We start from the raw sequence: 15,677 nt of genomic DNA, 5'->3' as shown, positions 1-15,677 counted from the left end.
AGGAACATGCTATTGGTTATGGTACATAACCGCTATTTTGACAAGCTAGCTAGGATTAAATATCACGTAACTATTCATGTCTTTGCCCTACATCAATAACGATAGCGCTTTGTGAAAAAATCCTTAAGTGAGATGACGTTATCTTTAAGCTCCTAACTCCAACTGCTAAGAGCTTATTCAGGTTGCCTTACAGACCTTTTAAGTATTGAACGTTGGTAGTATTGCTAACAAGGTTTGTAAACTCAGTGCTTGATAAATTTGGACTTGATACCTCTTTTGTTGATAACTTCGAGCTTGATAACTTTTGGTTTGATAACCCTGGGCTTGATAGTGCTTGCGATGATAGAAACTGAGTTAACTTGATTACAGTATCAAACTGATTTTGCTGTAATTGGCTAATAGTTACAATCGCGCGTAAATCCAGCATAACGCTATCAAAGTAACCTGATAGCTCAGTCAAGATCTGTGGATTAAAGAAGTGTTGACTGCCATACAAGGCATTATGCTCACGGCGCTTCTTGTCTATCACAAAATCAACCCCCTTTACATTAGTCAGTGAACTGGTTTTCTTACAAACCGTTAAGCACTCATCATCCATCACTGCTTTGTCACAACCACTGGACTGTAAAAACAAGCATTGACGGCTAGTCATTAACATTATCGGGTGAAAAAGACTGTAATGCACCTTAAAGCCTTTAGGCGCTTTAATCGCTTTTATCTGTATTTTATTTAGTTCATTAGACACAAACGCGCCGCTGCATCCTTGTTGCTGCAAGCTGTACATACTTATCGAATTACTGGTATTAAGGTAAGGGCCCGCAACCCAATTTATACCTAAGTCTGTGGCCACAACGCCAACGCCACTATTGTTAGTCACGATCAACTTAGGTTTTATCTCTTCGAGTAATTGTTTAGCGGCATTAAAATCTGTTTGCATAATAACAGCGCCAAACCAAGGAATAAGCTCAGGTTCTTGAGAAAACAGTAGGGCGAGTTTTTCGCGCTCTGCGTTTATCGCATCTGGAACTAAATAATAAACCTGGAGCCCTTTAAGTTCGATCTGCTGCTTTAATTGACGATACAGAGCAAGATCCCGTCTATTGGCTATTAGTATTGATAACTGAGTGAGGTTCTCGTTATGTGAAACCTGTGCCTGAGCGATGGTGTTCGTTGTATTAGTTGCTGCGTTAACGCTGTTGATGCATAGATCACTATTTATTTGCTGGCGAACCTGCTGCAAAGATACTGGCTCAACATGCTCTCGGCCGCTATTTAACCATGTCACTATCTGCTGCCTCATAGTGGTTAACTGCTTAAACGGCACAAACAAGTCTGCGGCTAAATCATCGAAACAAATAGAGTCTAAGGCATACTCAATGTTACCAAGACTTGTGAAACGTTTTAGTAATTCCTCTTTTAGCCCGTATTTATCAGATGTTACAAGCGCAGCGTCAGATAAAAGACTAAATTCACGTATCGCCTCAGATTGCTCAGCATCAACGTCTAGCATGTTGGCAGGCCGAACACAGAGTGTTATCCCTAATGCTTGGCCTTCCTGACCGTAAAATTTTAGCGAAATAAGCGGCTTGGCTAAACTAAGTCGCGCTATTTTGTCGCCAAGAGTAGCAATAATTTCTGTTTTTTCATCATAGAGCGCCTTTTTCACATTCACCGAGGCAGCAGAGCTTTTCTCGGTAAGCAATCTAAGGCTTTCTAATTGAGTAAAATGCTGCACCGCGTTATCGCGTGGGTTATCTATGTACATATTTGTACCCACTGCGCCGTGTAAGTAACCATTAGAAAAGTCACGATTGAACACGGTATATAGCGGGGATTTGTCGGTCGAGATAGCGCTGCGCAGCTCAAGTCTTGTGATCTGTTTACGCCATGTATCAATCACCCGATACACGTAATGAGACTTCTTAATTCTACCTTCCACTTTCAACGAGTCAGCGCCAGCAGCGTAAAGCGCATCAAGATCTGAAAATGCTGAGTTATCTTTCAGGTTTAGTGGATATTGTGCACCAGTATCAGTGGTTTGATACTGATCGCGACAAGGTTGACTGCAACGGCCACGATTGCCAGAATTACCGCCATGGGCCGAGCTAAAGTAACACAGACCAGAAAAGCCAATGCAATTTGAGCCATGCACAAAGACTTCCGTGAGCATATCAAGAGCATGAGCTTTGTCTGACAGCTGTTTAATTTCAGTCAGATTAAGCTCTCTCGATAAGTTTGCTCTTGATGCGCCTAAACGTGACAAAAACTCGATTTGCCCCGTATTGTGGGTCGTTACCTGAGTCGATGCATGAATGTCTAACGTTGGATAGTGCTGTTTCAATAGGTAAAATAAGCCAAGGTCCTGCACGATCACGCCATCTATAGCGGTATTAACCAATTGATTTAGCAGTTTTAGTAATGCAGGCAGTTCTTGTTCTAACACAATGATATTAAGCGTTAGAAACAGTTGGCAATTATGCTGGTGGGCAATACGCAGCAGACCGTACAGATCTTCAAAACTTAAATTCTCGGCGCGGGTACGGGCATTAAAGCTATTAAGACCGCAGTACACCGCGTCAGCACCGGCAACGATAGCCGCTTTAATTGACTCGATGTCGCCACCTGGCGCGAGTAATTCAAGTTTTCTCATGGTATTCCTATTGATGGCTGAATTCCTGATAAAGAATTCATGGGGAACTGCTTGGTTATGGTGCAGTATGGTGATGCTTTGTGAATTGTAAGGTGTGGTACAGCTGAGATCTAGGACAGGCAATCTTATTTTACTAAATTATGATATTGATCCATTGTTGGCCCTATCGCCACTGATCATGAAGGCCCTGATTAAAGGGACAGATTAAAAGTTAGCCGAAAAGGGGGTCACTGATTAATGGACACTGATAAGGGACTAAGATTAAGGGGCCTGCAAACAGAGAGTGCTTTCTTATTCGGTTAGCAAACAGTTCAAACAAGATTTAACATGCAGATGAAAGCAGAGTGGAAGTTAAGGTGGGCTCTAATAGGGTAAGGAGGAGGGGATAACAGATTCTGGTGCTGATTTCCAGCCTTACCCACAAGAGCTTTTTTCGTTAGAAAATTTACTTAGCGATATTTGGGCCGACATAGCTAGACAACTTGCTATAGCCACCTTTTAATACTTTGACATTATCAAAGCCTAATTGACGTAGGGCAGTACCTGCCGCCATAGCGCGCCCCCCCGATTTACACACAATAACGACTGGCTTATCTGTTGGGATTTTATCTAAATTTTCAGGGATAAACAGTTCATCTAAACTAATATTTAGCTGATCTTTCATCGCAAGACCGAACACTTGACGCTCCTCGATGGTACGGATATCGATAGCAGTAACGCCAGTGTTATTTTGTAACTGTTTAACAAAGACTTCAGAACTAATCAATCCAATATCTTTACCGACGCTTTTACCTGTTGCATGGCTAAATTGGTCATTAAAGCTATTCGCCAATTTAGCGTCATATGCGTTAGCTTGTACACTAAGGCCTAGTAGCGCACATAATAACGTCATATTTACCACTTTGTTCATACACCTTATCTCCAGTTTTATTGTGAGCGTTAGCTATATGCTTGTCCTCACATTATTATTGTTTTGTTAAAATAGTATCTTTTTTATTTGGTATTTATTAAAAACAGTCTTTATTTGAAACCGTATTCAGCCCAATGAACTTGGCCGCAATGAACTTGGCTTAGCTGCAGTGCTTCAGTTCACAGTGAAGCAAACTGATTATAGATAGACAGGGCGGCTAAAGTTTTTGCACTAAATCACATTAAAGTTGCAGATAAGATCTCAATGAAAATCAAAAGGCGTTAACGACGCACCATTTAGATCTCATCGGTTCACAACAATGATATAAGTCAATAAATTCATAGTGATATGGTCGCTACCCCATGCGGCGCATTATAGCCAGGCTAGATTGACGGCACAGTTGATTTACAATGTTTTATTTATAAATCTCAGCTTTTGTTAAGCATGTGGGGGAAAAGAGATCAACATGCTTGATGTTTAAGCGCGCTAAATAGTCTTATGAGTAGAATAGTTAAACTTGATTATCTGCATAGCTTTTTTACTCAATTCATTCAAGAGATATTTCATAGAACTCTTTCACTGAGCAAGCTTAACGTGCTTATAAAATGGATTTGTTTAATAAAAACTCAATGGACCAATTCAAACCTAGCTAGATTTAAACTCTGTAGGAATTTAATAATCAACTAATTTACCAATGAACGAACTTAACTCTGACTCATTTAACTTTGGAAAAACGATAGATTGAACCAAATTAATATAAAGGCTTGTACGTTTACTCCTAAATTCTCGACATAAGCGGTACAACTTGCCAGTTAATCATCTGAATTCAAACATTGAATTAGCATAAATTTAATATCCGGCTGAATATTGCGCATAAGATTCTAGTAACTAAGTTAGTTGAAGAGAATTAGTCTGAATTAGTGTAAGCTAAACGCTTATATTCTCAAGTAATACATACTCAGAGTTTCCTTCCTATTTTCACTTATAAGTCTAATATTAGAAGTCCACTATGCTTTACAATCAAAATCACGCAGTTCGTTTTCCAAAAGGCAAGTTTGCTATGTGGAGTGTTTACAGCTTCACGGGCGCATCTATCTTAGCCTCGATTATCTTTTCATTATTACTGTTTCTTTCAATTGATGATGATCCTGTCATGCAGTTGTTATTTGGTGGATTAGCCGTCATTTTTGAACTCGGTAAATTCTTTGCGTGGTATGAAGTCGGTGAACGTTACTCTAGGAAGAACTTTATTGGCATGTTTTCAGCGCTTGGCTTTTATGCCGTGTTGGCTGCCATCTCTATTGGCGGTTCTATTGGCGGGATCAACAGCGCCACGAACAAGGCCCAAGAACATGTTCATGTGCAGCAGAGCAAGGCTAATGCCTTTAATATGCAAATCGATGCTATCGACAAGCAGATTGCACTTAACAATGTTGCCGCTGAAAAGTACATCCAGATGGAGCGAATTGCTACCGGTGTGATGCGAATTCAAAAAGAGAACAATAAATTACGTGAGCAGCAACAACAGCTAGCCATCCAGAGAGACAGCATCCCGGTTGTAAGCCAAGGTTCGATTGTTGGCTTAATTGAAAGTCTAGCAATGTCATTGAATATTAAAGCTGAGACAGCGCAGCTTGGATTAGTGGTGTTCTTATCCATTTTATTGGATTTCTTTGCCGCATTTTTTGTGGGGCTAATTGGTGAAGAAAATCGTTTTCGACAACGATTTAAACAACAATCCGCGCAACTTGAACCTATTACGCTAGATGCTTATAGACGATTACATAGTGATGAAACCGGTTTTATTCCTCTGTTTGAGCCTAAACAACTCAACGAGCCAGAAGCTAAGTCGACTTATGAGCAAGTAATCGATGCATTAGGTGCAAATCGAGTTAATTGCAGTAAACGCGCGGTGAGTCAGTACTTGAAGATCAGTGCTGAAGAGGTTGATGACATTTTCAGTAAAATGTTTAGTGAAGGCATAGTGACTAAAAAGCCAAATAATCATTTTCAATGGCAAGGTGTCAACCCGGTCTTAGAACCAGAAGCCATATAATCGTAATAACGAGCTATTTCAGGCGAAAAGGAAGTATCTGACAAGTTACTTCCTTTTTTTATGCCCTTTTTATAAAAATGTTCCAGATAAACAAGATTGCTGTTTGAATAAAAACAATAAAGCCCTTAGGATCGGCATTACAGAATATATGAACAAGATCATCGTCAATGCCAGCCAATCAGACAAATACTCACAACGAATCTTTAACGCTTTATTTTATCTACGACTCTCATTGTCCATGGAGCTATGCAGTTACACCTATCGCTGCTGAACTGATTAATGCTTTTGATTTTACTGAAATTCATTTACTACATTGTGCCCACTATAATGGCAAAGATGCCCCTAAAAAGGATCAGGTCTCGCAAGTTCGCGCTATCAGTCCAGTCGTTTTTGGTGATGACTACGTAAAACAAGTCAGCACTAAAGTTAACTCAATCAAGAGCGCTAACTTCATGTCTTGGGCTCAGTCTAAACAGGCTGATAAAGAGTTTGAATTGCTACAAGCACTGCAAAAGCAACACTTTGTTACTGGCAATCCATTAAATTCTAGAGAAGATTTCGAGCCTATCATTGCACAATACAAGCTTTCGCCTTCTAATAAAGTTTTTAAAGATGTTATCAGCCACGAAGCTGAAAGTGTGTTGGCGGGGATTGCTGACATAGGAGAGGCCATTGGAACATCGGCGTTTCCTGTACTCGTGCTGACTTATGGTGATGATGCTATCTTTATCGATCACTCACAGTATTTAGCTAAACCTGAAGATGTCGTGATAGCGGTACAAAAAGAGTTAGCAGCGTTAAGTTAGGCCGCCTTGCGATAGTTAAATGCGGATAGTGTAATTGCGCTAAAGCGCTAACAGTGAGTTATTGTTAGCGCGATTTTATAGCCATTCAAGCGGTTACTCTAAACCATTACTGCATAATCATCACCGCATAAAGTGACTTATTTAGAGCAGATCCTTATGAGCACAATATAAAAGATCACCAGCCCTAGCCATTTCAATGTTAACCCTGTACCAATAAACATAAAGCACCTCTTGTGATACTTTTGCTCCAACTTTTGTCACGGTTATTTTATCAACACAAGGTTAAACGGGGATTAATAGTGCTATTTTTATACCCATTTTTGTGCATAAACATGAATATAGCGGCCTAACGATAAAAATGGCTCTTGACGACATAGCTTCTGCTCCATGGCAACAATCTGCTCAAAACTAAAGTCTCCCATATCATGGTTTTGCATATAGTCATGAAAGGTTCTAACGCCGGTTTTCCCCAAAATATTAAAACCCGCTTGCTCAAGGCATCCATATACCAATTCTGGCTTTATTCCCTGCTGAGGTTGTAACTTAAACCGTTTACGGTGGGGCATCCCTTTTTCAATATGGTTAAGGTTGCCACAGATTAAATTCTTAAATAGCAGACCATTATAGTTATAAAACATCACCGAAATAATGCCGCCAGGTTTGACCTGCTCACACAGTGTCGATAACGCCTGAATCGGCTCCGCTAACCACTCCATCACCGCATGAAACAGGATTAAATCGACAGGAGCTTGTAAGTGCTCAGCAATGTTTTGCACTGGGCTATGAATAAACTGGTACTGATCCAACAGCTGATTACCACTAATATCTTGCTTAGCCAGAGTGAGCATTTCACTTGATAGATCGCATAGGCTGACATTATGGCCAAGTGCTGCAATTTTTTGTGATAGTTGCGCTAGACCCCCGCCCGCATCAAGCACACTGAGCTCACTCGCGGTATTGGCCGATTTATCGTTAGATAGCATCAACAAGATCTGTTCAATATCTTGCCAAACAACGGTTTGCCTTATTTCGCCTTTAGCGGTGCCGTAAATACTGGCGGCAAACTTATGAGCTAAATCATCAAAATTTCTATCTTCTATCACTTGGGTCATCATTTTGCGGCTACATTACGTGGGCGCGGATTTTCTCATAGCTTGCATAAAAATCAAATCATAGAAATGAAAATCACACTACCATCAGTATAATCTAAAGCTTTGTAAAGACGTGGAAGAGAAGGGTATTAACTTGGTTTTGCATACGAAGACTGAAACCGTGACGACTAGATATGCAGATAACTGAATGAAGGTATCAAAAATTCCCGAGGTTATATTTCTTATTTTGCATAAAACGTGATTATGGATTCACTTCGGGGTTTAACTCTACAGCTAATGGTTTCAAGCATTTTTAATGCAACACTTGCAGATAAAAAACGGCTAAGCTGGTTAGCTTAGCCGTTTTTTACAATCTTGAACCACTTGTGATGATAACTTCAATGGTCTGAAACTGAGGTTATACTGTTTAACGACGGAAGGTCACATTCTCTAATTCAGCCAAATGGATCTGCGTGGTGGCAATTTGAGTTTCAGCCAGCACCTTACCTTGGCGTATTGAATAACGAACAGGAACCTGACGGCGAACCGCATCAAATCCATTGTCGGCAGGTAGAACGAGCAAGTTACCAGGCTTGCCAAGTTCAATCCCATACTGATCTTGAATATTTAGCGTACGGGCAGACTTGCTGGTGATAAGCTCAAGCGAGTTGTTGATTTGATCGTAACCCATGATTTGGCAAACATGTAGACCCATGTGCAGCACCTGCAACATGTTAGCTGTACCGAGCGGATACCAAGGATCGAAAATATCGTCGTGACCGAAACAAACATTAATGTCAGCGGCGAGCATCTCTTTCACACGGGTAATACCACGGCGCTTAGGGTAATCGTCAAAGCGACCTTGCAAGTGGATATTAACCAGCGGGTTAGCGACAAAGTTAATGCCCGACATACCAAGTAAGCGGAACAGACGCGACGCATAAGCACCATTATATGAATGCATCGCCGTGGTGTGACTCGCCGTTACGCGCTCGCCCATTTGATATTTGTGGGCAAGGGCAGCAACGGTTTCCACAAAGCGCGACTGCTCATCATCAATCTCATCACAATGCACATCGATAAGGCGGTCGTATTTACGCGCTAGCTCAAACACATAGTGTAGTGACTCTACGCCGTATTCACGGGTAAATTCAAAGTGGGGGATTGCGCCAATCACATCCGCGCCAAGTTTAACGGCTTCTTCTAGCAGCTCTTTACCGTTAGGGTAAGACAAAATACCTTCTTGCGGGAAAGCCACAATCTGGATATCAACCCAGTCTTTCATCTCTTCTTTCACTTCAAGCATAGCTTTAAGTGCAATCAAGGTTGGATCAGACACATCAACGTGAGTACGAACATGTTGAATACCGTTGGCTATTTGCCACTTTAGCGTTTGCTTAGCGCGAGACTTAACGTCTTCGATAGACAGCATAGATTTACGCTCAGACCAACGCTCGATACCTTCGAACAAGGTGCCTGAAATATTCCAGCTTGGCTCGCCAGCGGTTTGCGTTGTATCTAAGTGGACATGAGGCTCACAAAAAGGAGCTACAGCCATACCGCCTTCGCCATCGATGATCTCTAATGACGCCGAGCTTGGCAGCTCAATGCTATCAGCCATTGGCACAATCGCTTTAAACTGACCACCTTCAATGAGTAGTTGATAAAGGCCTTCTTTACCGCTTAGCGATACGTTTTTGATCAACATATTTGCTGATGACATGGAGTTTTCCTTATGCATTGGTAGCATTTTTACAATCTGATTTAACTAAATTCTGTTTGCCTATACGAACCTGAACTTCATCTATTAATAGATAGCTGAAGGCGCCAGCAAGCACAGCATTAATTGGCACTATGCCAGGTAACAAATGGCCTGCCAGTACGCCTATCATGACGCCGCTAATCGCAGCCCAGTTGACAGTCGCAAACTTGGCATTGGCAAAGTCTTTGTATTTTTCGCGGTTTCGAAGGTAGTCGGCGATAATAATGCCACCAATCGGCGGGATTGCCGCAGACAAGAAGGTCAACCAGCCGACGAAGTTATTATATAACCATAGTGCACACAGGGTGCCGATTATGCCGTTAAAAATCGATAAGTATTTACTCGGTAAGCCGGTAATGTTTGCAAAACCAAGGCCTGAAGCATATAGCGCGTTATCGTTAGTGGTCCAAATATTTAAGCCTAAGATGATAATCGCTGGGATCAACAAGCCCTGTGCAATCATCACCTCTGAAATATCGGCTTGGCCTGTTGCCGCCGCGCCTGCAGCGCCAAAGATAAACATCAGTGAGTTACCCACGAAGAAGGCAAACATAGTGACAAACACGGCAGTTTTTGGGTGCTTACCAAAGCGAACAAAATCTGCAGTCAGTGTGCCAGCTGAAATGAACGAGCCAACAACCAAAACCAAGGCGGTATTAAAATCAATTGGATTTTGTGGCTCAACAGCCATTAAACCTTGCATCCCGCCCATGGTATCAACCGCTTGAACTACTGAGAAACCACCAAATAGTGCGATTGCAGGAACTGCGATGGCGGATAGAATCATAATCGCGCCGATACCGAAGTAAACAGTGATGGTCATTAATAGACCCGAGATAATGATAAGCAGATTAGTGTCGATGCCTGTGGCTTTTTGGACTGGGATAGCAAACATAGCAACGCCAACACCAAACCAACCAACTTGAGTGCCACCGAGAAGTAGCGAGGGTAACCAAGAACCTTTTAAACCGAAAGAGTAACGAGCGAGGAGATGAGTCGAAAGACCAGATTGAGCGCCGATGTAACCAAGAAACGAAGTGTAAATACCGAGAATTAAATTACCAATGAGAACTGCGAGAACAAAATCATTAAAGGAGAGGCCAGTGCCGAGTGTTCCTCCTGTCCACATACTTGCTGAAAAAAAGGTTAACCCTAACATCACCATTGTTAGAGAAAGCCCCCCTTTACGTGCCGATATCGGTACCGGGGTTAAACTATAATTATTATCGCTTGCCATTTATTGTCCTTGGATTAAATAAAGAAAATACACGGCTTACCTAAAACGAAAAAGCTACGCCAATACAGGGCTACAGCAGTTGCACATCAGGCAAACGGCGCGTAGTTTAGTGATTGTTGACGCAGAGTCAAGCAAATATAGAAGCGAATCTAATAAATAAAAACAAACGTAATCAAGCCGTATAAATAAAGCTAATGCTTAGTTGTATAGCGATGTAAAATGAGGCGGATAACAACATTAAATGTTAATGGCAGACCGCCTAGAGCGGGGGCGTTAACTTATGTCGAAGTTTGTATCAAAAGCTTAAACGTAAAAAGTAGGCTGATATAAATCCATTTATCGAGCGTAAATTAATCATCACCCTAGTGTTATCGAAGTGAAGCCTGGATTTCGACATATAAGACTAAATAATAAAAGCTAAGCGTCCTCTGATAGAACGCTTAGCTTATTATTTTAAACTGCCAGCATAGTTAGAAAATGTGAATTGAGTTATGGTGCCGATTCAATTTTGGGCTTAGGTTTAAATAAAGCCAGTAGCGGAATTAAACATAAGTAGGAGACCAGTAAAAAACCGAACGTATACACGAACGCCGTTAATGTTGATTGCTGCTGCAGTATATTCTGCAGTTGGGCTATAAATGACGGGTCAGTGATCGTAGTACCTTGCATCTGCGCCGCGTTCTGTAAAACAGGGTTACTTGGCGAAAGAGCGCCGCCTAACTGGTTCCACTCTTGTTGCTGGATCCGCGAGAAATAGGTATTAACGATAGATATGCCGAAAGAGCCACCAATAGTTCGGCACAAATTAAACACCACAGCACCACTAATCGTTTCTTTCGGTGATAGGGTTGCATAGGCCAGCTGACTTAACGGTGCAAAAACCAATCCCATTCCCGCACCTTGTATAATACTCGGCAGTAAAATCCAGTAAATATCAATTTCAAGTGAATACTGAGTCATCAAATAGGTGCCAAGGGCATTAAGCGATAGGCCAACTGCGATAAGTAGCCTCGCATCGATTTTGTCCATGTAACGTGCCATTCCTAGCAAAACGATAGCTGATGCTAGGCCCCTTGGTGCCATAGCAAAACCAGTTGTTTCAACCGGATAATTCAATAGCTGTTCCAGCATCATGGGTTGCAGCTGAGTAATGCCAAACATCCCCATTGAGAAACCCGCCATCACAAGGCATGACATAGCAAGGTTACGATCGCGTAACAACCACACTGGTGCAATATCACTCTTAGTAATAAAAGAGCGCGCGACAAAGAAAACTATCGCAATTACGCTAATAATGGTGGCAAACAAGATGGTATTAGACTCAAACCAGGACTCTTGATTCCCTCGGTCGAGCACCATCTGCAACAAACCAATACCAATGGTCATTGCGATGACGATTGGCCAATCAATTTTAGGTTTACCTTTACCACCGAGCTTAACAAATAAGTAAATCAGCGTAAGGCAGACAGCGCCAACGGGGAGGTTCACATAAAAAATCCAGCGCCAATTCATATTCTCGGTAATAACGCCACCCAGTGTCGGCCCTAAAATAGGCCCTAGTAATATCCCGACACTAAACAGTGCCATGGCTTTACCACGTTGGCTTGCGGGATAGATCTGCACCATTATTGACTGAGACAGTGGGATAACCGAAGCCCCAAATGCTCCTTGCATCACCCTAAAGGTGACCATTTCAGCAATGCTATCTGCTTGTCCACAAAGTGCAGAGCTGATCATAAAGCCACTCACTGAAACCAACAGTAGATTACGCACACCAAATTTAAGCGCGAGGAAACTGGCTAGCGGAATAAATATCGCTTCAGCCATAGAATAAGAAGTCAGTACCCAGGTAATTTGATCAGACGTGACCCCCAATGCCCCCATCATATGCGGTAAGGCAACATTGGCGATGGTCATATCAAGCAATACCATGATGGCAGATAGCATTACCGCTAACGTGACGAGTTTGCGGCTGCTTTCACTCAATACCTGACTGTCATCAGTGTTAGGCATTGTCTCTGAATTATCGCTCATGTTACTTCTCTTGATGCTTTGGTTGGCTATCAATCGTATCAATGGTTACGTTAGCACTTGCACCCACACGTAGTGGAAAGTCAGGGTGCTCACTTTCGTTAGAGAGGCGAATTAACACAGGGAAACGTTGTGGCACTTTAACCCAGTTTCCCGTGGCATTTTCAGGCGGCAACAGCGTAAAGGAAGCGCCACTGGCCGGTGAAATGGCTTCAATTGTGCCGTGATAATCCACCTTAGGGTAAAGGTCTAGGGTGATTGTTGCACTCTGGCCTGCGGTCAATCGTTCAAGTTGGGTTTCTTTAAAATTAGCTTGAACCCAATACGTGTTATCAACAACTAAAGGCACAAGCGCTTGCCCTGGAGATACAACGCTACCAGCATGAGCACTTAATTTACCTAAAATGCCGTTTTTAGGCGCGAAAATATTAGTGTATGAAAGCGATAAACTTGCCTGACTCAGTGCTGCAGCCGCTTTTTTCACTTCTGGCGCAGCATTACCGTGCGCACCTTGAGATTTGATCAGTTGAGCCATGGTTGCCCGCGCGGCGATAACACTCTGTTCAGCTGCCGATAGCTTGGCACGCGAGTCGTCAAGTTGCTGAGCAGGCAACAACTCTTTATCGACTAAGTCTTTAATACGTTTATAGGTTACCTGAGCATCAGATAATTGAGCGACGGCACTTTTAACATTGGCACTCGCAGCAAGTATGGCATCATCGGTTGCCGCATTATTTTGCAGCGCCATTTCATAGGCTGCGCGAGCTTCATCTAGTTTAGCTTGAAAGGGAGCAGGGTCGATCTGCACCAATAAGTCACCTTGACTAATCTTTTGATAATCAGATGCATTAACACTGACGACTTTGCCGCTGACTTGTGGAGCGATGTAGATAATATTGGCATGCACATAAGAGTCATCTGTGCTCGGATAGTTTTTTTGATGTTGAATATAGAAATAACTCAGAGTAACAAGTACTGCGAGCACTACGGCTGCAAGAATAAGATTACGTACTAGATGGGATGGTGCTTGTGTTGAATTTTCGCTCATAATGTTAACCAGTCCGGTTATTCGACAGTCGTCGAGAAGGGGGTGAAGACTCATAACGCTTCAAGGCGTTCATTCGTCTCAACAAATACTAGTCCTAGTTTGTTTCAGTAACAATGTAAGTCGTTAAAAAAATTTAGAAAGTCCCCATCAACATTTAATGATAGGGATGTCTTTCCAGCGGGTGGTATATTGGGGGGTAAGCATCTCTCTGCGCATGCCCCATTTCTGTGATATGCCTTGAGCGGCCAGAAACAGTGCGTCAGTGCCATATTTAGCATTAATGCTATCTAATACCTGCATTCTATTAGGGTTTCTGCTGCTTTCGAACAAGTCCTGCTGCAGGTTGGCCTCACTACACAGATTAATTAGTCCAACGCCGATTTTGTAATAACGAATAGAGGAGTTGAATCTGACGATAGCCGCGCGTGTTGCAGCTTCTATCAATTCACACGTGTCATTCGTTGGATAAGCAAAATGATGCACAAACTTAAAACCGCTAGGCTGCTCATCAAAAGGGGAATTAGAAGCGAAAATTAACATGCTTTGACAGAGTGAGCCTTGAGCCCTGGCTTTGGCCGCGGCGGTTGATGCATGCTTGCTTAACGCCTGACACAATGATGTTAAGTCGGTTATTCGGTTACCAACACTGCGGGTAGAAAAGATCTGTTGCTTGTCAGCTCGTGCTTCATCCCATGTTTTGCACACTTCGCCGTTCAACTCACGGACGGTACGCTCAAGCTCGATACTAAATTGCTTGCTTACGATACCGGCTTTCATCTGCGACAAGGCAAAAGCACTGTGAATATTCATCAGCGCAAGTCTGTTAGATATACGTCTGCCAACCCCCCATACATCGTCGGTCTTCATGGTTTTTAAAATGGCAATGCGCTGTTCATCACAGGTAATGGCGCAAACACCTTTATAGCCGGGTATTTTCTTAGCTGCGTGATTGGCGACCTTAGCCAGAGTGAGCGTCGAGCCAATCCCCACACAGACAGGAAGCCGTGTTTCTTTCCAAACGGCGCGCCTTATCTTAATCGCATGCTCAGTTAAACAAGGGATAGCGGGGTAACAGTGCTTAAACGATAAAAACGACTCATCGATACTGTAGATATGCTGCTCAGGCGCAAAATGGCCAATCACCTCCATCATGGCAGCAGATAATGAGCCATAAAGCTCATAATTTGAAGATAGCGCGATAACACCTTTTTGCTCACACAGTTTTTGCGCTTCAAAGTAAGGGCCGAACTTATTGACCCCAGCCTCTTTGGCCAATCTGTTAGCCGCAACAATCATCCCGTCATTATTACTGAGCACAATGATAGGGCGGTTACGCCAGTCAGGCCTAAACACCTGCTCGGCGCTGCAATAAAATGAGTTGGCATCCACAAGTGCGTACATGGTTAGTCGTTCTCTAGTATTGGGCTTTTACGATGGCAGCGAATGGAGCGGATCACCACGCCCTCAACACTAAAAGTGTCGTGCTCGAGGATAGGCGTACTCATGTGAGATTCATTAGCAGATAGCAGTAATCGGTTCACCTTATCGATAATCTTGCATACGAAATAACCGTTGAAGTTCGCCACGATAACATCTTGATTTCGCACATCAACATGCCTATCGACTATTAAAATGTCGCCATCGAATATGCCGACCCCCTCCATAGAATCCCCACTGGCATGGCCAATAAATGTTGAGCTCGGATGCTCAATCAGCAATTCATCAAGACTTAGCGGCAGTTGCTTGTAATCAGTGGCAGGGGATTCAAAACCTGTTATGCCCGCACTGGCTGAAATTGGAATTATGTTCATGCTAAAAGATAGTTAACTGTATATTTATACAGTATAATGGCTTTGTGTGATTTTGCGCAATAAGGATGACAATTTTCTGTGAGCGAAATGCAGTTTGAAGCGATATAGTTATTAATCGCCTGAGGGCGTATGTACGGTATATGCAGGGTAAAACGTTTATTTTTTTTGATAAATAAACATAAGAAACAAGCTAACCTGGAGTCTGACGAATCCCCACAAAAAGATAAACAGAAATAATGAGATAGGCAAAAATATGAGGAACATTCATGGCATTT

11 protein-coding genes are annotated in these 15,677 nt (G+C 42.5%); 2 read left to right on the top strand and 9 right to left on the bottom strand.

Annotated elements, in window-relative coordinates; translation table 11 throughout:
* Positions 1–187: 187 nt before the first annotated feature.
* Together ACVBIK_RS17125 and ACVBIK_RS17120 are read right to left on the bottom strand one after the other, a co-directional pair.
* Positions 188–2,650 (bottom strand): peptidase U32 family protein, encoded by a 2,463-nt coding sequence (locus tag ACVBIK_RS17125; protein ID WP_447170160.1) that lies wholly within the window; start codon positions 2,648–2,650, stop codon positions 188–190.
* A gap of 445 nt (positions 2,651–3,095) precedes the next feature.
* Positions 3,096–3,560, bottom strand: a complete 465-nt coding sequence (locus ACVBIK_RS17120; RefSeq protein WP_447170159.1) for a rhodanese-like domain-containing protein — start codon at positions 3,558–3,560, stop codon at positions 3,096–3,098.
* Positions 3,561–4,569: 1,009 nt separating this feature from the next.
* On the opposite strand from ACVBIK_RS17120, the gene ACVBIK_RS17115 reads away from it, so the two are divergent.
* Positions 4,570–5,616, top strand: coding sequence for a Preprotein translocase subunit SecY (locus ACVBIK_RS17115; protein ID WP_447162748.1), 1,047 nt, complete (start codon positions 4,570–4,572; stop codon positions 5,614–5,616).
* Between the two features lie 167 nt (positions 5,617–5,783).
* Positions 5,784–6,422, top strand: coding sequence for a protein-disulfide isomerase (locus ACVBIK_RS17110; RefSeq protein WP_447159282.1), 639 nt, complete (start codon positions 5,784–5,786; stop codon positions 6,420–6,422).
* A gap of 308 nt (positions 6,423–6,730) precedes the next feature.
* Here ACVBIK_RS17110 and cmoM read toward each other — a convergent pair whose 3' ends face one another.
* The 7 genes from cmoM to ACVBIK_RS17075 all read right to left on the bottom strand — a co-directional run bounded on the left by cmoM (position 6,731) and on the right by ACVBIK_RS17075 (position 15,402).
* Positions 6,731–7,537: a tRNA uridine 5-oxyacetic acid(34) methyltransferase CmoM gene (cmoM, locus tag ACVBIK_RS17105; protein ID WP_447170158.1), complete on the bottom strand. Its 807-nt coding sequence runs from the start codon at positions 7,535–7,537 to the stop codon at positions 6,731–6,733.
* 403 nt (positions 7,538–7,940) lie between these two features.
* Positions 7,941–9,236 (bottom strand): cytosine deaminase, encoded by a 1,296-nt coding sequence (locus ACVBIK_RS17100; protein WP_447159280.1) that lies wholly within the window; start codon positions 9,234–9,236, stop codon positions 7,941–7,943.
* A gap of 10 nt (positions 9,237–9,246) precedes the next feature.
* Positions 9,247–10,512 carry a cytosine permease gene (codB, locus tag ACVBIK_RS17095; RefSeq protein WP_447170157.1) on the bottom strand — a complete coding sequence of 422 codons (1,266 nt, stop codon included), beginning with the start codon at positions 10,510–10,512 and terminating at the stop codon, positions 9,247–9,249.
* A 489-nt stretch (positions 10,513–11,001) separates the two neighbouring features.
* Positions 11,002–12,546 (bottom strand): DHA2 family efflux MFS transporter permease subunit, encoded by a 1,545-nt coding sequence (locus tag ACVBIK_RS17090; RefSeq protein ID WP_447159278.1) that lies wholly within the window; start codon positions 12,544–12,546, stop codon positions 11,002–11,004.
* Position 12,547: 1 nt separating this feature from the next.
* The gene (locus tag ACVBIK_RS17085) at positions 12,548–13,591 is read right to left on the bottom strand and encodes an HlyD family secretion protein (protein ID WP_447159277.1); all 1,044 of its coding nucleotides are present in this window, start codon (positions 13,589–13,591) and stop codon (positions 12,548–12,550) included.
* A gap of 147 nt (positions 13,592–13,738) precedes the next feature.
* Positions 13,739–14,992: a Y-family DNA polymerase gene (locus ACVBIK_RS17080; RefSeq protein ID WP_447170156.1), complete on the bottom strand. Its 1,254-nt coding sequence runs from the start codon at positions 14,990–14,992 to the stop codon at positions 13,739–13,741.
* A 2-nt stretch (positions 14,993–14,994) separates the two neighbouring features.
* Complete coding sequence (locus tag ACVBIK_RS17075) at positions 14,995–15,402, bottom strand: LexA family protein (protein WP_447170155.1); 408 nt, start codon at positions 15,400–15,402, stop codon at positions 14,995–14,997.
* Positions 15,403–15,677: the final 275 nt, after the last annotated feature.

It is taken from the genome of Shewanella sp. 125m-1, from assembly GCF_052977065.1.
This window is presented reverse-complemented; position numbering and strand designations above follow the sequence as displayed.

What these genes read in the sequence shown, in the direction of transcription:
- ACVBIK_RS17125 (WP_447170160.1), bottom strand. Translation starts at nt 2,650, where the DNA reads ATGAGAAAACTTGAATTACTCGCGCCAGGTGGCGACATCGAGTCAATT.
- ACVBIK_RS17120 (WP_447170159.1), bottom strand. Translation starts at nt 3,560, where the DNA reads ATGAACAAAGTGGTAAATATGACGTTATTATGTGCGCTACTAGGCCTT.
- ACVBIK_RS17115 (WP_447162748.1), top strand. Translation starts at nt 4,570, where the DNA reads ATGCTTTACAATCAAAATCACGCAGTTCGTTTTCCAAAAGGCAAGTTT.
- ACVBIK_RS17110 (WP_447159282.1), top strand. Translation starts at nt 5,784, where the DNA reads ATGCCAGCCAATCAGACAAATACTCACAACGAATCTTTAACGCTTTAT.
- cmoM (WP_447170158.1), bottom strand. Translation starts at nt 7,537, where the DNA reads ATGATGACCCAAGTGATAGAAGATAGAAATTTTGATGATTTAGCTCAT.
- ACVBIK_RS17100 (WP_447159280.1), bottom strand. Translation starts at nt 9,236, where the DNA reads ATGTCATCAGCAAATATGTTGATCAAAAACGTATCGCTAAGCGGTAAA.
- codB (WP_447170157.1), bottom strand. Translation starts at nt 10,512, where the DNA reads ATGGCAAGCGATAATAATTATAGTTTAACCCCGGTACCGATATCGGCA.
- ACVBIK_RS17090 (WP_447159278.1), bottom strand. Translation starts at nt 12,546, where the DNA reads ATGAGCGATAATTCAGAGACAATGCCTAACACTGATGACAGTCAGGTA.
- ACVBIK_RS17085 (WP_447159277.1), bottom strand. Translation starts at nt 13,591, where the DNA reads ATGAGCGAAAATTCAACACAAGCACCATCCCATCTAGTACGTAATCTT.
- ACVBIK_RS17080 (WP_447170156.1), bottom strand. Translation starts at nt 14,992, where the DNA reads ATGTACGCACTTGTGGATGCCAACTCATTTTATTGCAGCGCCGAGCAG.
- ACVBIK_RS17075 (WP_447170155.1), bottom strand. Translation starts at nt 15,402, where the DNA reads ATGAACATAATTCCAATTTCAGCCAGTGCGGGCATAACAGGTTTTGAA.